18 protein-coding genes are annotated in these 17,251 nt (G+C 70.6%); 10 read left to right on the top strand and 8 right to left on the bottom strand.

Annotation, left to right across the window (positions count from 1 at the left end):
• Positions 1 to 2: 2 nt before the first annotated feature.
• Positions 3 to 740 carry a succinate dehydrogenase/fumarate reductase iron-sulfur subunit gene (locus ABZU32_RS16590; protein WP_354840264.1) on the top strand — a complete coding sequence of 246 codons (738 nt, stop codon included), beginning with the start codon at positions 3 to 5 and terminating at the stop codon, positions 738 to 740.
• 122 nt (positions 741 to 862) lie between these two features.
• Here ABZU32_RS16590 and ABZU32_RS16595 read toward each other — a convergent pair whose 3' ends face one another.
• Together ABZU32_RS16595 and ABZU32_RS16600 are read right to left on the bottom strand one after the other, a co-directional pair.
• Positions 863 to 1,651, bottom strand: a complete 789-nt coding sequence (locus ABZU32_RS16595; RefSeq protein ID WP_354922881.1) for a nucleotidyltransferase — start codon at positions 1,649 to 1,651, stop codon at positions 863 to 865.
• 58 nt (positions 1,652 to 1,709) lie between these two features.
• Positions 1,710 to 3,191 carry an ATP-binding protein gene (locus ABZU32_RS16600; protein WP_354922884.1) on the bottom strand — a complete coding sequence of 494 codons (1,482 nt, stop codon included), beginning with the start codon at positions 3,189 to 3,191 and terminating at the stop codon, positions 1,710 to 1,712.
• 203 nt (positions 3,192 to 3,394) lie between these two features.
• On the opposite strand from ABZU32_RS16600, the gene ABZU32_RS16605 reads away from it, so the two are divergent.
• From ABZU32_RS16605 to ABZU32_RS16625, 5 genes are all read left to right on the top strand, one after another.
• A complete protein-coding gene (locus ABZU32_RS16605; protein WP_354922887.1) occupies positions 3,395 to 4,768 on the top strand; it encodes a hypothetical protein in 1,374 nt (457 codons plus the stop codon).
• Between the two features lie 188 nt (positions 4,769 to 4,956).
• Complete coding sequence (locus tag ABZU32_RS16610; protein ID WP_354840273.1) at positions 4,957 to 5,085, top strand: hypothetical protein; 129 nt, start codon at positions 4,957 to 4,959, stop codon at positions 5,083 to 5,085.
• A 632-nt stretch (positions 5,086 to 5,717) separates the two neighbouring features.
• Complete coding sequence (locus tag ABZU32_RS16615; RefSeq protein ID WP_354922889.1) at positions 5,718 to 5,846, top strand: hypothetical protein; 129 nt, start codon at positions 5,718 to 5,720, stop codon at positions 5,844 to 5,846.
• 641 nt (positions 5,847 to 6,487) lie between these two features.
• Positions 6,488 to 7,852 carry an MFS transporter gene (locus ABZU32_RS16620; RefSeq protein ID WP_354922892.1) on the top strand — a complete coding sequence of 455 codons (1,365 nt, stop codon included), beginning with the start codon at positions 6,488 to 6,490 and terminating at the stop codon, positions 7,850 to 7,852.
• 438 nt (positions 7,853 to 8,290) lie between these two features.
• On the top strand, positions 8,291 to 8,416 hold the full coding sequence (locus ABZU32_RS16625; RefSeq protein WP_354922895.1) for a hypothetical protein: 126 nt from the start codon (positions 8,291 to 8,293) through the stop codon (positions 8,414 to 8,416).
• A gap of 363 nt (positions 8,417 to 8,779) precedes the next feature.
• Here ABZU32_RS16625 and ABZU32_RS16630 read toward each other — a convergent pair whose 3' ends face one another.
• Positions 8,780 to 9,388, bottom strand: coding sequence for a TetR/AcrR family transcriptional regulator (locus ABZU32_RS16630; RefSeq protein ID WP_354922897.1), 609 nt, complete (start codon positions 9,386 to 9,388; stop codon positions 8,780 to 8,782).
• 228 nt (positions 9,389 to 9,616) lie between these two features.
• Between ABZU32_RS16630 and ABZU32_RS16635 the strand changes: the two genes are divergently transcribed.
• The gene (locus ABZU32_RS16635; protein ID WP_354922900.1) at positions 9,617 to 10,594 is read left to right on the top strand and encodes a zinc-binding dehydrogenase; all 978 of its coding nucleotides are present in this window, start codon (positions 9,617 to 9,619) and stop codon (positions 10,592 to 10,594) included.
• Between the two features lie 733 nt (positions 10,595 to 11,327).
• On the opposite strand, the gene ABZU32_RS16640 is transcribed toward ABZU32_RS16635, so the two are convergent.
• On the bottom strand, positions 11,328 to 11,951 hold the full coding sequence (locus ABZU32_RS16640) for a helix-turn-helix domain-containing protein (RefSeq protein ID WP_354922903.1): 624 nt from the start codon (positions 11,949 to 11,951) through the stop codon (positions 11,328 to 11,330).
• A gap of 114 nt (positions 11,952 to 12,065) precedes the next feature.
• On the opposite strand from ABZU32_RS16640, the gene ABZU32_RS16645 reads away from it, so the two are divergent.
• Positions 12,066 to 13,082: an aldo/keto reductase gene (locus tag ABZU32_RS16645; protein ID WP_354922906.1), complete on the top strand. Its 1,017-nt coding sequence runs from the start codon at positions 12,066 to 12,068 to the stop codon at positions 13,080 to 13,082.
• A gap of 11 nt (positions 13,083 to 13,093) precedes the next feature.
• Here the strand turns inward: ABZU32_RS16645 and ABZU32_RS16650 are convergent, their stop codons facing one another.
• Positions 13,094 to 13,315 (bottom strand): helix-turn-helix transcriptional regulator, encoded by a 222-nt coding sequence (locus tag ABZU32_RS16650; protein WP_354840300.1) that lies wholly within the window; start codon positions 13,313 to 13,315, stop codon positions 13,094 to 13,096.
• On the bottom strand, positions 13,315 to 13,800 hold the full coding sequence (locus ABZU32_RS16655; RefSeq protein ID WP_354922909.1) for a DUF2975 domain-containing protein: 486 nt from the start codon (positions 13,798 to 13,800) through the stop codon (positions 13,315 to 13,317). Before ABZU32_RS16655 ends, ABZU32_RS16650 begins: the two co-directional genes overlap by 1 nt.
• A gap of 262 nt (positions 13,801 to 14,062) precedes the next feature.
• Here ABZU32_RS16655 and ABZU32_RS16660 point away from each other — a divergent pair, with 262 nt between their 5' ends.
• The gene (locus ABZU32_RS16660) at positions 14,063 to 14,191 is read left to right on the top strand and encodes a hypothetical protein (protein ID WP_354840306.1); all 129 of its coding nucleotides are present in this window, start codon (positions 14,063 to 14,065) and stop codon (positions 14,189 to 14,191) included.
• Between the two features lie 395 nt (positions 14,192 to 14,586).
• Here ABZU32_RS16660 and ABZU32_RS16665 read toward each other — a convergent pair whose 3' ends face one another.
• A complete protein-coding gene (locus ABZU32_RS16665; protein ID WP_354922912.1) occupies positions 14,587 to 15,147 on the bottom strand; it encodes a Clp protease N-terminal domain-containing protein in 561 nt (186 codons plus the stop codon).
• Between the two features lies 1 nt (position 15,148).
• The gene (locus ABZU32_RS16670; protein WP_354840311.1) at positions 15,149 to 15,382 is read right to left on the bottom strand and encodes an RNA polymerase subunit sigma-70; all 234 of its coding nucleotides are present in this window, start codon (positions 15,380 to 15,382) and stop codon (positions 15,149 to 15,151) included.
• Between the two features lie 176 nt (positions 15,383 to 15,558).
• Here ABZU32_RS16670 and ABZU32_RS16675 point away from each other — a divergent pair, with 176 nt between their 5' ends.
• A complete protein-coding gene (locus tag ABZU32_RS16675) occupies positions 15,559 to 17,250 on the top strand; it encodes an ABC transporter ATP-binding protein (RefSeq protein WP_354922915.1) in 1,692 nt (563 codons plus the stop codon).
• Position 17,251: the final 1 nt, after the last annotated feature.

Here is a 17,251-nt window from a genome sequence, read left to right on the forward strand (position 1 = left end):
CCATGAACCTCACCCTGAAGGTCTGGCGGCAGAACGGCCCCGCCGACAGCGGACGGATGGTGACTTATCAGGTCACGGACGTGTCGCCGGACATGTCCTTCCTGGAGATGCTGGACGTCCTCAACGAGCGGCTCATCCTCGAAGGCGACGACCCCGTCGCGTTCGACCACGACTGCCGCGAAGGCATCTGCGGCATGTGCGGCATGGTCATCAACGGCGTCGCCCACGGCGAGCAGCGCGCCACGACCACCTGCCAGCTCCACATGCGCCACTTCGAGGACGGCGCCACCGTCACCATCGAGCCGTGGCGCGCCGCGCCGTTCCCCGTGGTCAAGGACCTGGTCGTCGACCGGAGCTCCTTCGACCGCATCATCCAGGCCGGCGGCTTCATCTCCGTGCCCGCGGGCTCGGCGCCGGACGCGCACAGCGTCCCGGTGAAGAAGGACGACGCCGACTCGGCCTTCGACGCCGCCACCTGCATCGGCTGCGGCGCCTGCGTGGCCGCCTGCCCCAACGGCTCGGCCTCGCTGTTCACCGCGGCCAAGATCACCCACCTCGGCCTGCTCCCGCAGGGGCAGCCAGAACGCGACTCCCGCGTCGTGGCGATGGTCGACCAGATGGACCTCGAAGGCTTCGGCGGCTGCACCAACACCGGCGAATGCACCGCGGTCTGCCCCAAGGGCATCAGCCTCGACGCCATCGCCCAAATGAACCGCGACTACCTCAAAGCCGCCAAGTAACCCCCACCCCCGGGCAGGACTCCCTCCATGCCCGGGGGCCCTCCACGGCGCGGCGGTCTCGGAACGTGAAGGTCCTCGTCCCGGTGGTCGTGGACCGCTGAGCGATCAGGGGGTGGACGCCTCTACCGCTCTTGCCGGGGATGGCCGCGCTGGAGATCGTGTGCGGACACCGTGCGGTCGATGGCGGGGGCGAGGTAGTCGAGGGTCAGGGCGGCACGGCGGGTGCGCCATTCCGGGGAGGCCGGGGCGGGCGCGGGCGTCTCGTAGCGGCGTCGCCTGATGTCGTCGACGACCTCGGCCGGGGCGCCGAGCCGGGCGAGCACGTCCAGGGCCTCCCGTTTGGTGATCAGGCGCCCCTCGCGCAGGGTCACCGTCGCTCTGGCCAGGGTCAGCAGGCTGAGGTCGATCCAGATGTCCTCCTGGTACTCCTCGGGGAACTCCAGGGACGGACGCCAGTAGCCCGCCAGGTCGCCGGCGACGAAGCCTTTCAGCTCCTCGTCGGTCACCGGCGGCAGGATCGACGCCGGGGTGAGACCGTGGATGACCAGCCCGAAGTCGTGCAGCTCGCGCCTGGTCACCGGCGTGACGGGGCGGCGGAACAGCTCCTGGTGGGCCCAGGTGAGATGGTCCTGCCCCGGATCAGCCGCCTCAGGGACGGCGACATAGCTGCAGTGCAGCTTCGCGGCGAGGGGCATGTCTCTCTCCAGGCGCTCATGCGCGTCCTCGACAGCCCTTTCCTCCTCCGCCGTGCACGGCCGGGCGACGACGGCGATCAAGTCCAGGTCGCTGCGCCCGGGCTGGTAGTCACCGCCCCCCAGTGACCCGTGCGCCCATAACGCGACCAACGGCAGAGACGGCCGAACGGCGCCGAGGAACCGATCGAGAAGGACACGGGTGGCGTCATCTGTCATAAGGCACAGTCTGCGTCCGTCCGACACGCCGTGACCCTCCCTGCCGTGAGGCGGGTCGTCAGAAGGCGGAGGCGCCGTAGAGGTCGGCGAGGGTGATCAGATGGACGTCGGGGCGGCCGGCGGCTTCGCGCTGGAGCTCGGCGTCGAAGCCGGTGCGTGAGAAGACGGCCAACGCGGCCCGGTCCGCCTGTACGCCTCGACCGCTGAGCAACGCCCGCACATGTTCCAGGCGGCGCAGGTCGGCGACCGTCCGTTGCCGGGTCGTGTACTTGGCCTCACCGAGCAGGACGACGCGGGCGTTCTTGGCGAACAGCGGTTCTCCGGCGGCGAGCGCCACTACGTCGACCTGGTGCTGCGCCCGGCCGGTGGGATCGCTGACGACCGTCTGACCCACCGCCCCCACCGGCGCACCGATGATCTCCTGGGCGGCGAACCGTGATGTCCACTCCCGGGCGAGGTCTTCGAAATGCGGGCCGAGCACCTGCCGGAGGAAGGTGTCAGAGGAGGAGGCCCACACATCCTCGCCCCGCCGTTCTTCGAGATCGGCCAGGCGGCGCCACATGATCGTGTTGTGGAAGCGGACGATCGGATCCATGAGAGTCAACTGGGTGCCACGCTGTTTCAGCACGTCATGCACCGGTCGGATGAACCCTGAGGCCCGCAGGACGGACAGAGGATGGGCGAGGGCACGGTCCGGCCGGCCGATCTGGCGGCCGATCTGGCTCGGGGTGCCTGCTCCTGAGGCGATCGCGGCCAGGATGGAATGATAGAGCGCGCGATCGGTGATGCGGGGGTCCTCCCGGAGGAGGTAGTCGTTCTCGTCGAAAAGCGCGTGAGCGGGATTGAGCACGGTCTTCGCCAGCCAGGGGCCGAGATCCTCCACCCGTTCGGGCACCGGCGGGTCGATCAACGCCCGGTAGCCGGGCGTCCCACCGAAGATGGCATGGAGATGGAAGGCGATCTCCGGATCGGCGGCCTGCCAGAACGCCGCCGACTCCCGGAAGTTGAACGTCTGCAGGCACATGTCCAGGACGGCGCGGCCTCGCAAGGGATGGGCGCCCGACAAAAGCTCGGACATCACCGAGATCGCCGAGCCGCACAGCAGCAGGCGGGCCGGCGAGCCCTCCGCACGGTAGTCCCATTCGTCGTAGACCGACTGGACCAGAGAGGAAAGTTCTGGGGCGTTCTTGAGAAGGAACGGGTACTCGTCGATGACGACGAGGCGGTGCCGGCGCAGGGCGTGGTCCAGAGCGGTCTCCCAGCTGTCCGGCACGAGCGCACCCTGTGAACGTCCCTCGGCCCGGGCCATGGCGTCGGCGAAGCGTCGCAGCGCCGGCTGTGCTTCCTGCTCGACCGCCATCGAGTAGAGGCCGGACGCCGCACGAGCCAGGCGCCTGAGCAGGAAACTCTTGCCTTGGCGACGACGGCCGTAGATGACGCCGATGCGCAGGCCGGGTGCGGACGATTCCACGAACTCGCTGAGGTCGCGCCACTCCATGTCCCGCCCGAACACCTCGGCAGGCTTCTCCGTTATCCCCATGTAGTTAGACTAACTCAAGTTAGTCTAACTGAAGCTCGGCTAGCGTATAGAGTGCCGTTCTTTTCCGCGGTCGTACCTGTAGCCATCCCGGCCGTCGCGGAAAGCGGAAGGAGACGTCCTAGTCGCTCCTGGTGGCAATGCGTTGTCGGCTTCGGGGCACAGGGCTGAGGGGGCTGTCGGAGGAGGCGCTACGGTGAGCGATCATGCAGTGGAGATCGCGCTTATGGTGGGCCGCCGCGCTGGTGGCGTGCGGCGCGGGTGTCGCCTACGGCTTCACTCTCTCCTCAGGCGGATTCGCGTGGATGGGCTGGTGGGCCTTCTGCCCAGGGCGGGAGCTGTACTTCTCCTACGGGTCGTTGCCGTGGGAGGTGGTGGCGTGGGCGCCGCTCGTGCGGTACAGCGGTGCGCCGCTCGTCGTGCTCGCGGCGCTCGGGCACTGGGCGTCCATCCGATGGGGCCGTCCGCGAGCGGGCAGAGTGAGCGGGCGCGCCGTCGGCGTGCTGCTCCTGGCCCTGTACGGCACCGCGCCGGTGGGGTTCGCGGTGGACATGGCGTTCGACCGCGCCTGCCTGGACGGCTGGGGCGGCCCGCAGGGAGCGGAGGCATTGGTCCTGCCCGACCTGGCCCCGACGGTGGCGGCCCTCTGCGTGCTGGCGGCGGTCAGGGTCCCCCGGCACCGGGTGCGCCGACTGGTGGGGACGACGCTGCGCGCCCGGTGGTTCCGGCGCGGGGTGGCGGCCTGCACGGTGTTCGGGGTGCTGGCGTTCGTGCCCGCACGTGACATCGAGGCGGGGGTCGTCACCACGGCGGAGCAGTGCGGTTCCCCGAGCACCATGTCGACGACGCCCGAGGTGGGAGAGCGGGCGTTCGTCTGCGCGTACCGAGGGGCCGGACGACTGGACGACGTGGCCGATCACCACCTGGTCGCTTACGGGCGCGCGATGTGCGCGGTCTACCCACGCAAAGACGTCATGCCGTACTACATCGAGCCCATCTGCCCGCGGGCCGCCGCGGACGGCGAGGCCAGGCGCGCCGCCGAGGAGGCGGAGTACCAAGCCGAGGATGCGAAGAACCAGAAGGTGTGCGACGCCTCCCGGCACCGCCCCCTGGTGCGACCGGTACGCGTCGCGCGTGAGCGCACGTGGACCGACTACGGGGTCCTGGAGTCCTCCGAGACGGAGGCCTCCATCGACGACGACCTGCTGACCATCGCGCAACGCGACGGCCTGGTCGCGTCGCTGCCCGGGCACCTCATGGTGCTCAGCCACTCCGACTACGACATCTGCCTGACCGCCGAGACCTACCGGAGGAGGCCTCCGGTGGAGGGTAGGGGATGGGACCGCGTGGTGGAGGTCGGGTACGACAGCCCGACCGGCGACATCAGGCTCATGGACCCGATGAGCGGGGAGAGCGACCTGCCCAACCTCGCGTTCCGCGGCAAGGGCCACTACCGCGTGCGGGTGCACTACCGCGAACCCGACTGGGAGGCGTGGACGCCGCAGCACATTCTGGTCATGGTGTACCCGGCCGGCGGCGACCAGGTGGTGGTGCATCGTCCCAGGTCAGAGCGGGGGTGAGGCCGGGCGGGGCGGTGTCTCCGCGTGGTCTGGCCGTCGGGCCGGGGGAAGTGCGAGCAGAGGGTGGCAGGAAGCGGTCAGAGGCGTGCAGCTTGCTGCCGTCGAATTGTCTGTTCTGAGGGCTTGCCGTGCCGGAGAGTTGTTTGTGCAAGGACACGAACAAAAGCCCTCCAGAAAAGAGACACGAAATGACCGCCACCGCGTTCTCCGCCGCCACCGTCACCCGTTCCGCCGGCACCACCTGGGACTCGTACTCGCGCACCGCGGGCACCACCTGGGACGGTTACTCCCGCGCCGCCGGCACCACCTGGGACTAGGCTGAGAAAATCCTCACGGCGAATTCCATCCCGTTGTTTCGCGACCCGAAGCCGATACTTCCTGGAGATCCGTCTCCGGAACCGGCGCAAGTGAAAAGAGATAACAGACCGACCCGCCCGTGAGGGCCCCGTCCCCGATCACCGGTCCCATCGGATCGGCGGGACGACGAAGACGATTCGCGCCGCACATTCCCCGATTTCCGGGACGAGCTCCGATGACAGGCCGGCGCCCTGCGCGTCCACCGCCCGCCGGACCGGACCGCCGCACCGCGGCCCGGCGACACACCCGGCTCCTCCCCGCCTCTCCTCGTCTCTCTCCGTTCTTCCGCGTCTTTCCACGTCTTCCGTCAGGCATCTTCTTCTCCTGTGCCCGAGGCACACCTGCCTGGACGCCGTGTGGTCACGGCCGCGCAGGCCGAGGGTGGCGAGCGTGCCACGGAGTCCTTCGGCGGCGTGCCGCCGGTGTCCTGGGCGGTGAGCACGCGAGGTCGGCACGACGTGCTCGCGGTGGCAGGAAGCGGTCACGGGCGTGCAGCTTGCTGCCGTCGGATTGCCTGTTCCCGGGGCTTGCGATGGCGGAGAGTTGTTCGTGTAAGGACGAACACGAAAGCCCTCCAGAAAAGAGAAACGAAATGACCTCCACCGCTTTCTCCGCCGCCACCGCCACCCGTTCCGCCGGCACCACCTGGGACTCGTACTCGCGCACCGCGGGCACCACCTGGGACGGTTACTCCCGCGCCGCCGGCACCACCTGGGACTGAGAAACCTAGTTCGAGAGAAGAATTACCAACCACCGAGTAACGTCCGATCAAGACGGCGGAACGCCCCGCTGAGAGATGAACAGCACGACCCGGCCGACCCGAATCGTCACCCTCCGCCTAGCGGGCCTGACGGAGTCGCCGGAGGAAACGTTGAAAGCGCAGCACATTTCCCGCGATCCCCGGCCTTTCATCCTGATATTTCGCAGGTTCTTTTCCGGGATCCGATCCAGGACGGCTGACCCGCTCTCCGGGCCACACGCCACCCTCCGCTCTCCGGGGCCTCCAGGGCTTCCCGCGCCTCACCGAGTGCGGTGACCGCGGACGTGTACCGGGTCGCCCGCCGTACAGCGGCGCCGGATTCACCGTCCCCCCTCTCGCCGACCCGGCGCCGGAAAAGACCGCCGAGAGCGGGCGAAGGATCCCATCCGGCGAAGGCAGGGGCAGCGCCCCGGCGAACCTCGGCATCTGGTGAAGGGCGCCTTGGTGTGCTGTGCCTGTCCGGGGTGATTCGGTAGCATTGCACCGCTTCATCCCCCCTGGTGGCCTCGATTCATCCGCCGATGGCACCAACCGCGTCCGCGACCTGCGCGGTCGTCCGGGGCTGTCCGCGCCGAGTGCTGTCATCTGGGGGATTCGTGGCCATGCCTCGCGGCACGCGCCGAGCGTCGGTCGTGCTGGCGTACGTCGCCTTCGTGTACGTCGGCGTCAGCGCCGGCGTCGGGGGCGTACTGCTGCCATCGCAGATCGCCGACTACCGCGTGGACAACGCCACGATCGGGATCACGTTCTTCACCTTCTCCGCCGGCTTCATGCTCGCCGGGACCACGGCCGGCGCGCTGATCCAGCGTCTCGGCATCCGCATGACCCTCGCCGTGGGCTGCGGCGCGTCCGTGCTGGCCGCGCTGTACACGGCGACCCTCCCGCCGTTCGTGGCGCTCGTGGCGGTGCAGGTGGTCGCGGGATACGGCATCGGCATCCTGGAGGCGGCGCTCAACACCTACCTCACCAGGCTGCCCAGGGCCACGACGCTGCTGAACCGCCTGCACGCCTTCTTCGGCGTCGGGGCGCTGCTCGGGCCGCTGCTGGCCGCGTGGATCCTCACCCTTGCGCCGTGGACGGCCGTGTGGCTGGCGCTGGCCCTGCTCGCCCTGCCGTTGCTGGCCGGCTTCCTCGCGATCTACCCCAGGGACGACGTCCCGGCCCGCCGCGGCCGGAGTGCTCGTGACGAGACTCCACGCGATGAGACACACGGTGATCTGAGCCCCCACGTCGCGGATGCGGGCTCGGCGGTCGCCCACGGCTTCCAGGCCGTGGATTCCGGCTCGGCCGCCGGCGGCGGCGTCCAGGCCCCGGGTACCGGCTCGGCCGCTTCCCAAGGGGCGGAGCCGGGCGGGCGCGGGCTGCTGGTCAGTGCCCTGCGATCGCCCGCGGTGCTGCTGGCGTCCGCGCTCCTGGCCGTCTACGTCGGCCTGGAGCTCGGTGTGGGCAACTGGGGGTTCACCTACCTCGTCGAGGAGCAGGCGCAGCCGAGCCTGATGGCCGGGTACACGATCAGTGGGTACTGGCTGGGCCTCACGCTGGGCCGGTTCCTCATCAGCCCTGCCGCCGCCCGCGTCGGGCTCGGGCCCGCCGGCATGCTCTACGCGTGCCTGACCGGCGTCACGGCGTCCGCCGTGCTGACCTGGCTGGCGCCGGTGCCCGCCGTGGCCGCCGCCGGGTTCGTCCTGCTCGGCTTCTTCCTCGGGCCGATCTTCCCCACGATCATGGCGATGGTGCCGAGGCTGACCGCCGCGCGCCTGGTGCCCACGGTCATCGGGGTCACGAACGGCGTGTCGCTCATGGGCGGAGCCGTGTTCCCCTGGCTGGCGGGCACGGTCGCCCAGCAGGTCGGAATGTGGACCCTGATGCTCTTCGCCGTGGTCCTCGGCGTGCTGCAACTCGTCATGTGGCGCTCGGTCGTCAGGCGAATGTCCGCGGAGCCCGTTCCCGACGTGGCACACATTTAAGGCGCCAATGAGATTCGGTGTTCGGTCCCGTTTCCCGGATACCGCGTGGCATTCGTATTCGTGCTTCGAGGAAAGCCGCGGTAGCGGTCACGCCCTCCCGGCCGGCGTCTTCCGGCGGCCGCGAACGCCTCGCTGATCCGCGGCCGGCCGCCGAGCGGGTCCCGTGGCGGGCGGACGGGTCCACCCTATCGAGCGGACCGCCGCCGCATCCGCGGCACGCCCGTCGGAAAGCCACCCGCACGGCCGCCGCCCGGCACTCCTCACACCATCGCTGACCTGGGAATATGTCGTGCATAGCCGTCGCGTGCGAACCGTGGCAGGAAGTGGTCAGGGGCGTGCAGCTTGCTGTCGCCGTTTCGTCTGTTCCGAGGGCGCGGAATGCCGGAGAGTTGTTCTCACAAGGACAGAACAGAACAACTCAGAGAAAAGAGATTCGAAATGACCGCCACTGTTTTCTCCGCCACCGCCACCCGTTCCGCCGGCACCACCTGGGACTCCTTCTCCCGCGCCGCGGGCACCACCTGGGACGGTTACTCCCGCGCCGCCGGCACCACCTGGGACTGAAAACCAGAAAGCCCGATCCGGCGACATCGAGTTGAATCCGGCGACATCGAATTGAATCCAACGACGACGAATTGAATCCGACCGCACGAACCATCGACGAAAGACCGATCTGAAGAGCACCATCCGGCCGACAGAGAACGTCGGGCGCGCGATCGCCGCCCTCGACGCCATCGGCCGAGCAGGACACCAACGAAGCCTGCGGGTGTCAGCGCCACCGCCGTGGTAATCCCACCGGTCCGGCCGGCGTACTCCATGAGATCCCCCCCTCGCCTCCCTCGGCGTTCGAGCACGCCCAAAAGGCATCAGCCGACGCACGAGGTGAACCGTGGCGCCATGTGCGGCATGGGACCGGTCACCGCCGGGTCAGGGCCGTGGGGGGGAGAGCAGCAAGGCGTCGGCCAGGGCGCGCAGGGACTCGGCCAGGCGCGCGGCCTCGCCCCTCTCCAGCAGTTGCAGCACCGGATCGCTGTGCAGGCCGGCGAGCAGCAGGTGCGCCAGGAGCTCGGCGTCCAGATCGGGCCGCTCCGCGGCGATCAGCGCGCTGACGTGTCCGTGCCAGAACCGGTAGACCGGGTGGTCCTCTCGCCGCTGCGTCTCCTCCGGCTTCGGCGTCGCGCTGACCGCGTGCCCGAGTGCGGCCAGCAGCCCCTTGTTGCGTCCGGCGACCTCGACGACGGCGTCCATGAAGGCGAGCAGCCGCTCACGCGGCGGCGCCCCCGGCCCCAGGGGCGGCGGGTCGTTCTGCACCGCCTCACGCAGGGCCAGGGCGCGTTCCTGCATCAGCGCCACCATCAAGCCCATGCGGTTGCCGAACCGGTGGAACACCGTCCCCTTGCCGACGCCGGCCGCGGCGGCCACCTGCTCGATGGTGATCTGCTCGGGCCGGCGGCGCGTCAGCAGTTCCTCGGTCGCCCGCAGAATCGCGCGCCGGTTGCGCGCGGCGTCGGCGCGCTCATGACGGCCGTCGGTCATCGGCTCCTCTTCCGTTCAGGCTCCAGCCCCTCGTCCGGACGTGCCGGCGGCTTCGCCCGGATCCCGATCGTCGCATCCCGGCTTTCTCCGCCGGACATCCTGGCGGCTCGCGCCCGAGCCGGTCCCGCTCGGCGCCCTTCCTTCGCTGAACGGACAACTGGACCAACGGTCCACTTCGGTGTTAACTTGACCGGCAGTCCAGTTCATCGCGACTCCCAGGAGTGCTTCATGCGCCGAATCCGCTACTACGAGCACGGCGGCCCCGAGGTCCTGACCATGGAGGAGGTGGAGGTCCCCGTTCCCGGCGCCGAGCAGGTGCTCATCCGGGCCGAGGCCGTCGGGGCGAACTTCGTGGACACCGTGTTCCGCCGCGGCCCGGCCGCCGGGTCCCCTTTCCAGCGTCCCCTGCCCGGCCTGCTCACCGGCGATGTCGTGGGCACCGTCGAGGCCGTCGGCCCCGGCGTCGACCCCGGACTCGTGGGACGCCGCGTCGCCGCACTGGTGGCCGAGGACGCGTTCGCCGACCACGTCGTGACGGACGCCCGGTGGCTCGCCGAGGTGCCTCCGGGGCTCGATAACGGCGCGGCGAGCGTGCTGCCCATGGCCGCCCCGGTTGCGCTGCGCGTCCTGCGCGCCGGCCGGCTCGCGCCCGGCGAGACCGTGCTGGTGCACGCCGCCGCGGGCGGCATCGGGCATCTGGCCGTCCAACTCGCCAGGCTGCTCGGCGCGGGACGGGTCATCGGCACCGCGGGCTCGCCGGACAAGCTGGAGTTCGTCCGCGAGCAGGGCGCCGACGTCGCCATCGACTACACCGACGACACCTGGCCCGACCAGGTGCGGAAGGCGGCGCCCGACGGCGTGGACGTCGTGCTCGACTCCGTCGGCGGCGGTGTCCTGCGCAGCGGCCTCGACCTGCTGGCGCCCTTCGGCCGGCTCGTCGTCTACGGGGCCGCGAGCCGTGAGCTGTCGGAGATCCCGGTCGCCGGTCTGTTCGCGCTGCGATCCGTCACGGGATTCTCCCTGCTGGCCTGGCGGGCGGCCGACCCGGTGCGGGCACGCGAGGAGATGGAGGAACTCGCCGGTCACTTCACGGCCGGGCGGTTGCGCGCCGTCGTCCACGCCCGGCTGCCGCTGACCGAGGCGTCCGCGGCGCACCGGCTGCTGGAGGAACGGGCGCACCGCGGCCGCGTCCTGCTGCTGCCCTGAGCCCGCCCGCGTTTCGCCGTCCCACGCCCGGGTAGTCGGAGGGGCCATCTCGCCGTCGTGCGGGCGCTCGCCGCGCCTGTACGGCCGGTGGGCCGGCGTCTCTACTCGCGCGGCATGGGTGTGGAGAGGTGATATGGCGCGGAGCGTGGCAGGAAGTGGTCGCGGGCGCGCAGCTTGCTGCCGCCAGATTGTCTGTATCGAGGGCTTGGAATGCCGGAGAGTTGTTCGTGCAAGGACGAACGACAAGCCCTCCAGAAAAGAGACAGAGAAATGACCGGCACCGCTTTCTCGGCCCGTTCCGCCGGCACCACCTGGGACGCGTTCTCGCGCACCGCGGGCACCACCTGGGACGGTCACTCCCGCGCCGCCGGCACCACCTGGGACTGACCGGCGGAGCCGAGGACAATCCACAGAGGAACCGAAAGCCAGAACAATCCCGGAACGACGACGCGGGCGCACGGAAAGACAATGGAACCGCCCTCCGCCCGGCGGAACGAAAGCGGAGAACCCCGATAAGCATCGCACGCGCGGTCAGCGCCGCCGCGCCGGCGGCATCCGATTTCCCGGCCCGCGGGGAAATACCGGGCCTCGGATATTCGAGCGCAGCACATTCGACGCCACCTCGAGGGCGACGCCACCTCGAGGGCGACGCCACTTCCAGGGCGGCGCCGCGCCTGCTTCCGCTCCACAGATCTCTCACCCCGCCCACCGGCGCAGCGCACGCGCACGGCCTCTACGGCTCCGGGTGCGCGCCCTGTTCGCCCTCCGGGACATCCCGCCGTACGCGCGGGCGGAAGCCGTCGAACAGGACCGCGAGGGCCCGGGGGGCCACGTGGGCCTGCCACTGGCCGCGTTCCACGGCCGTGCACGCGGCGGCCAGGAGGGCGAGGAGCTCGGGCATGCGCAGGTCGTCGCGGACGGCGCCCTCCCGCTGGGCGCGGGTCAGCATGGTCTCGATGAGGGCGCGCATGTCGCGGGCGATGTCGGACGTGCCGTCCTTGACGTCGACGCCCGCGCCGGTGAGCGCGTCCGACAGCGTCCGCTTCTCCGCCGACACCTCGACGATGCGGGTCAGGAACCCGAAGAACGCCCGCGCGATGTCGCCGGCGGCGAGCAGGGTCTCCCCTTCGGTGACGAGCTTGCGCAGCCGGTCGGCGATGATCGCCTGGTAGAGGGCTTCCTGGGTCGGAAAGTGCCGGTAGATGGTGCCGAGCCCCACTCCGGCCTCCTCGGCGACGGCTCGCATGGAGGCCGACAGCCCGTCGCGGGCCAGCACCGTCTCGGCGGCCTCCAGCACGCGCGCGCGGTTGCGCCGCGCGTCCGCGCGCAGGGGCCTGCCGGCCGCGTCCTCGGTCATCTCCGCTCCACCGCCATCTCGTTGACATCCGGAACAAGTGTTCCGTATGGTGGCCGACCGTAAGCGGAACAACTGTTCCGATCCTAGCCCTCGCGGGGAAGTCGGAGAGCACGGATGACGACGTACACGACGATGGGCCGTTCGGGCCTGAAGGTCTCCCGGGCCTGCCTGGGGACCATGAACTTCGGCGACACAGGGGTGGCGAGCTGCGACGAGAGGGAGGCGGCCCGCATCGTCGACGCCTTCGTGGACGCCGGCGGCACCTTCATCGACACGGCCGGCAACTACTCGGGCGGACAGTCCGAGGAGATCGTCGGCCGGGCCGTCAAAGGCAGGCGCGACTCGGTCGTCATCGCCACCAAGGCGTTCTTCCCGCAGGGACCCGGCCCCAACGACCGGGGGCTGTCACGCGTCCACCTCACCAGGGCGCTGGAGGCCGGCCTGCGCCGGCTCGGCACCGACTACGTCGACCTCTACCAGTGCCACGCCTGGGACGCCGACACGCCGATCGAGGAGACCATGGCCACGCTGGACGGCTTCGTCCGCTCGGGCAAGGTCAGGTACATCGGGTGCTCCAACTTCACGGCCGCCCAGATCGTGGAGGCGCAGTGGGCGGCCCAGCGGGTCGGGGGAACGCCGCTGGTCAGTCTCCAGCCCCAGTACTCCCTGATCAGGCGGGTCATCGAGGCCGAGATCCTGCCCGCCTGCGAGCGGCACGGACTGGGCGCCCTGGTGTGGTCGCCGCTCGGCGGCGGCGTCCTGACCGGCCGGTACGCCGGCGGGACCGCGCCCGACCGCGACAGCCGGATCGGCCGGTTGCTGGCCTTCCCCGGCGCCGCGGGGCGTGCCTGGGCCGACGACCTGCTGAACCCGCGGACGCTCGCCGTCGCCGCCGAGGTGGGGAAGGTGGCGGACGAACTCGGCGCCACGTCGGCCGCCGTCGCGCTCGCCTGGGTGCGGGCGCGCGCCGGGGTGACATCGGTGATCATCGGTCCGCGTACCGTCGCCCACCTGGAGGGCAGTATGGCCGGGTTCGCCCTCGACCTGCCGGAGGAGGCGGCGGCGCGGCTGGACGAGGTCTCGTGGACCGGCGACCTCACCCCCGTGACCGGCATGCTCGCCGCCGGCTGATCCCGGGCAGGTCATCCGCCCGCGGCGTCCTCGGCCTCCCAGCGCAGCAGGTCGCCCGGCTGGCACTCGAGCACCTCGCAGAGGGCGGCGAGCGTGGTGAAGCGCACCGCCTTGGCGCGGCCGTTCTTCAGTACCGCCAGGTTGGCGGGGGTGATCCCGACGCGGTCGGCGAGTTCGCCCACCGACATCTTCCGCTTGGCCAGCATCACGTCGATGTCGACGGCGATCGGCATCAGATCACCTCGTCCAGCTCGGCCTGCATCCGCGCCGCTTCGACGTCGCGCGCGACGGCCTGGGCGAGCAGCATCCGCAGCACGAGCACGATGAGCGCGACCCCCAGGATGGCCAGGCCGACGCCGCCCATGATGACGGTGACGCCCGGGTCGTCCCGCTGGCCCGGCGCGTTGATGGCCGTGACCGCGAACCACAGGAGGGCGGCCGCCACGATGGCGCCGATCACGGCGTCCACGTACCGGAAGGCGGCGTGGGAGAACACGGTTCCGCGTCGCACCATCGCCAGCAGCCGCCATACGCAGACCAGGGTGACCTGGACCGACACCATGCCCAGGATCGCGATCACGCGCAGCGGGGTCAGCGGGAGCGACCCCTCCTCCGGGTCGGTGGCCAAGGCCCACACCATCCCTACCTGCACCAGCACGGTGCCTGCGAGCAGCACCGCGAGCACGGCGCGAAGCGCGCGCACCGCCAACTTTCCCATGACCCGTCCTCCCATCGAGTTACGATGGGAATCTATCGAATGTCGATAGATTAGGCAAGGGTGGGGCTGGAGGCCGGCGGCGGCCTCCGCGTCGTGGCGGGACGCCGCCGCCCCCGAAGCCCTGGGCCGCCCGCGGGGTGGCAGGAAGTGGTCAACGCGGTGCAGTTTGCTGCCGCTGAATCGTCTGTTCCGGGGGCTCGCGATGCCGGAGAGTTGTTCTCACAAGGACAGAACAGAACAACTCAGAGAAAAGAGATTCGAAATGACCGCCACCGTTTTCTCCGCCGCCACCGCCGCCCGTTCCGCCGGCACGACCTGGGACTCTTTCTCGCGCACCGCGGGCACCACCTGGGACGGTTACTCCCGCGCCGCCGGAACCACCTGGGACTGAGAGACCGTCTGAACCGCAGATGACCTAGAGCGACCCTTCGATAAAAACGAAAATCGATTCACCGCGGCGATGGCGACCGCGAACCGGACCTCTTTCCTCAAGCCTCCGCCGAACCAGCGCATCGCGCGATTCCCGGGACATCTGACATCCGGACGAAGTTTCCGGCTCCCGGACGACGGCGACGGCAGGCGTCGAAGCCACGAATGACGAGAACGCCGAATCACGTGACGGCGAGAATCGTGGCCATCACCTTCTTGTCCCGCCCCCTCGCTTTCCTCCGCCCGCCCGCCGGCCGAACCCCCCAGGCCCTCGAGGCCGTCCGGCCACCGTCGCGTCGAGCCGGCGAGGTGCGATGAGGGGCAGGCGGCGGTGGCGTTCACAGGCGGCGGTGGCGTTCAGTTGAGTTCGGCGCGGATCTCCTGGCGCAGGGCGGTGAAGTCGATGCCGGCGTCGGCTATGACGCGGGCGGCCAGGCCGTCGCCCTCGCGGAGCAGGCCGAGGAGGATGTGGCCGTCGCCGATGTAGTTGTGGCCCAGGTTGATGGCCTCGCGCAGCGACAGTTCGAGCACTTTCTTGGCCCGTGGGCTGAAGGGGATGTGCCCGCCCAGGCGCCGTGTGGGGCGCTTCCGGTCGCGGTCCAGGGCTCCGGGGCCGAAGGCGGCCTCGACCTTCTGGCGTATCGCGTCGAGGTCGATGCCGATCGACTCCAGCGCGTCGGCGTCGATGTCGTCCCTGCCGTCGCCGGTGTGCGACCCCAGGACGCGGGCCACCGCGTCGCCCGCCGTGTCGTGGTCGAGACCGTGGCGGGCCAGTACCCGCGCGGTGACCGAGCCGGTCTGGGCGAGCAGCCCGAGCAGGACGTGCTCGGTTCCGATCTTGTCGTGGTGGAGGACGGTGGCCTCGTGCTGGGCGCGGACCACGGCCTGCCGGGCGTCGGCATGGAACCGTTCGAACATCTCATTTCTCCCGTCTTAGCAGTCCGCGGCCGCCCGCGTACTTCTTGTGGACCGCCTGCCTGGTGACGCCGAGCAGGACCGCGATCTCCTGCCAGGTCCAGCCCTGTTCGCGGGCGTTGTCGACCTGGAGTGCCTCGAGCCGCTCGACCAGAATCCGCAGCGCCCGCACGGCACGCAGGCCGACGGACGGATCGCGGCTGCCGGCGTCGGAGGCCAGCTGTGCCGTATCGCTCATAGCCGTCAATATAGGTTGACAGGGTGTGGCGTGTCAACAGTGGTTGACGACCTGCCGAAAAGTGGAAGATCTATTGCGCGTATCGGGGACGGTGCAGGGTTTTGGCTGGTGGCCCCGCAAGACGGCCGGAAAATCGATTGCCGAGCGGGGTCCCCGGCTGGAAGCCTGGAAAGGCCATGCGCTCCCTTCCCGTCGCCGATCCCGGCGTTCCCGATGCCCGCAGTCCGATCCGGTACCTGTGGTGGGTGGCGCGTGGGCAGGCGGGCCCCGTGTGCGTCGGCGTGGGCTACGCGATCCTGTGGTGGCTCAGCCAGGCCCTGGTCCCGCTGACGCTGGGCAAGGCCATCGACAGCCTCACCGCCGACGACACCGGCGGCCTGGTCCGCTGGTCGGCCATACTGCTCGGCCTCGGCGTCCTCACCGCCTTCGGCGGAGTGATGCGCCACCGCATGGCCGTCTACAACTGGCTGGCCGCCGCCTACCGCACGGTGCAGGTCACCGTCCGCCAGGCCACCCGGCTCGGCCCCACCCTGCCGAAGCTGCTGTCCACCGGCGAGGTGATCAGCGTCGGCAACTCCGACATCGCCCACATCGGCAACACCGTGGACATCCTGCTGCGCGGCGTCGGCGCCGTCGTCGCGATCGGCGCGGTGACGATCATCCTCCTGGTCACCTCCCCGCAGCTCGGCCTCATCGTCCTGGTCGGCGTGCCGCTGATGGCCGTGGCGCTCGCCCCACTGCTCCGGCCGCTGCACCGCAGGCAGCACCGCCAGCGCGACCTGCAGGGCGACCTGGCGACCCGGGCCTCCGACATCGTCGCCGGCCTGCGGGTGCTGCGCGGCATCGGCGGCGAGGCCGTGTTCGCCGGCCGCTACCGCGAGGAGTCCCAGGGGGTGCGCGAGGCCGGGGTGCGCGTGGCCTCGGTCGACTCCGCCATGGACGGCGCCCAGGTTCTGCTGCCCGGCATGCTCATCGCCTTCGTCACCTGGCGCGGCGCCCACTACGCCCTCGACGGCACGATCACGGTGGGCCAGCTCGTCGCCTTCTACGGCTACGCGCTGTTCCTGGTGGGCCCGCTGCGCACGCTCACCGAGGCCGCCGACAAGATGACCAAGGGGCACGTCGCCGCCCGCAGGGTCGTCCGCATCCTGTCACTTGAGCCCGAGGTCGCGGGAGCCGGCACGGCCACCGCCGAGGGGGGCGACCTGGTGGACGCCGCCTCGGGCGTGGTGCTGCGCGCCGGCCGGTTCACCGCCCTGGCCGGCGCGGTCCCCGAGGACGTCATCGCCGTGGCGGAGCGGCTCGGCCACTACGTCGCGGCCGACGTCACCTTCGGCGGCGTTCCCCTGGGCGACCTGGCCACCGAGGAGGTCCGCCGCCGCATCCTGGTGGCCGACAACGCGGCGCGGCTGTTCAGCGGGCGCCTGCGCGACCAGCTCGACGTCGCCGGCCGCGGCTCGCAGGACGAGATGCGCGCGGCCCTGCACGTCGCCTGCGCCGAGGACATCGTCGACGCCCTGCCCGACGGTCTGGACTCGCACGTCGCCGAGGCCGGGCGCGAGTTCTCCGGCGGTCAGCAGCAGCGGCTGCGCCTGGCCCGCGCCCTGCTCGCCGACCCCGAGGTGCTCATCCTGGTCGACCCGACCAGCGCCGTGGACGCCCACACCGAGGCCCGCGTCGCCGAGAGGCTCGGCGAGACCCGCCTGGGCCGCACGACGCTGGTCTGCACCACCAGCCCGCTTGTGCTCGACCGGGCGGACACCGTGATCTTCCTGGAGGACGGACGCGTGCGCGCCGAGGGTTCCCACCGCTTCCTGCTGGCATCCGACCCCGAGTACGCCGCGACCGTGACCCGCGGGGAGAGCTGAC

The organism is Sphaerisporangium sp. NPDC005288, assembly GCF_040607475.1.
GTDB lineage: Bacteria > Actinomycetota > Actinomycetes > Streptosporangiales > Streptosporangiaceae > Sphaerisporangium > Sphaerisporangium rhizosphaerae.

What these genes read in the sequence shown, in the direction of transcription:
- ABZU32_RS16590 (WP_354840264.1), top strand. Translation starts at nt 3, where the DNA reads ATGAACCTCACCCTGAAGGTCTGGCGGCAGAACGGCCCCGCCGACAGC.
- ABZU32_RS16595 (WP_354922881.1), bottom strand. Translation starts at nt 1,651, where the DNA reads ATGACAGATGACGCCACCCGTGTCCTTCTCGATCGGTTCCTCGGCGCC.
- ABZU32_RS16600 (WP_354922884.1), bottom strand. Translation starts at nt 3,191, where the DNA reads ATGGGGATAACGGAGAAGCCTGCCGAGGTGTTCGGGCGGGACATGGAG.
- ABZU32_RS16605 (WP_354922887.1), top strand. Translation starts at nt 3,395, where the DNA reads ATGCAGTGGAGATCGCGCTTATGGTGGGCCGCCGCGCTGGTGGCGTGC.
- ABZU32_RS16610 (WP_354840273.1), top strand. Translation starts at nt 4,957, where the DNA reads ATGACCGCCACCGCGTTCTCCGCCGCCACCGTCACCCGTTCCGCCGGC.
- ABZU32_RS16615 (WP_354922889.1), top strand. Translation starts at nt 5,718, where the DNA reads ATGACCTCCACCGCTTTCTCCGCCGCCACCGCCACCCGTTCCGCCGGC.
- ABZU32_RS16620 (WP_354922892.1), top strand. Translation starts at nt 6,488, where the DNA reads ATGCCTCGCGGCACGCGCCGAGCGTCGGTCGTGCTGGCGTACGTCGCC.
- ABZU32_RS16625 (WP_354922895.1), top strand. Translation starts at nt 8,291, where the DNA reads ATGACCGCCACTGTTTTCTCCGCCACCGCCACCCGTTCCGCCGGCACC.
- ABZU32_RS16630 (WP_354922897.1), bottom strand. Translation starts at nt 9,388, where the DNA reads ATGACCGACGGCCGTCATGAGCGCGCCGACGCCGCGCGCAACCGGCGC.
- ABZU32_RS16635 (WP_354922900.1), top strand. Translation starts at nt 9,617, where the DNA reads ATGCGCCGAATCCGCTACTACGAGCACGGCGGCCCCGAGGTCCTGACC.
- ABZU32_RS16640 (WP_354922903.1), bottom strand. Translation starts at nt 11,951, where the DNA reads ATGACCGAGGACGCGGCCGGCAGGCCCCTGCGCGCGGACGCGCGGCGC.
- ABZU32_RS16645 (WP_354922906.1), top strand. Translation starts at nt 12,066, where the DNA reads ATGACGACGTACACGACGATGGGCCGTTCGGGCCTGAAGGTCTCCCGG.
- ABZU32_RS16650 (WP_354840300.1), bottom strand. Translation starts at nt 13,315, where the DNA reads ATGCCGATCGCCGTCGACATCGACGTGATGCTGGCCAAGCGGAAGATG.
- ABZU32_RS16655 (WP_354922909.1), bottom strand. Translation starts at nt 13,800, where the DNA reads ATGGGAAAGTTGGCGGTGCGCGCGCTTCGCGCCGTGCTCGCGGTGCTG.
- ABZU32_RS16660 (WP_354840306.1), top strand. Translation starts at nt 14,063, where the DNA reads ATGACCGCCACCGTTTTCTCCGCCGCCACCGCCGCCCGTTCCGCCGGC.
- ABZU32_RS16665 (WP_354922912.1), bottom strand. Translation starts at nt 15,147, where the DNA reads ATGTTCGAACGGTTCCATGCCGACGCCCGGCAGGCCGTGGTCCGCGCC.
- ABZU32_RS16670 (WP_354840311.1), bottom strand. Translation starts at nt 15,382, where the DNA reads ATGAGCGATACGGCACAGCTGGCCTCCGACGCCGGCAGCCGCGATCCG.
- ABZU32_RS16675 (WP_354922915.1), top strand. Translation starts at nt 15,559, where the DNA reads ATGCGCTCCCTTCCCGTCGCCGATCCCGGCGTTCCCGATGCCCGCAGT.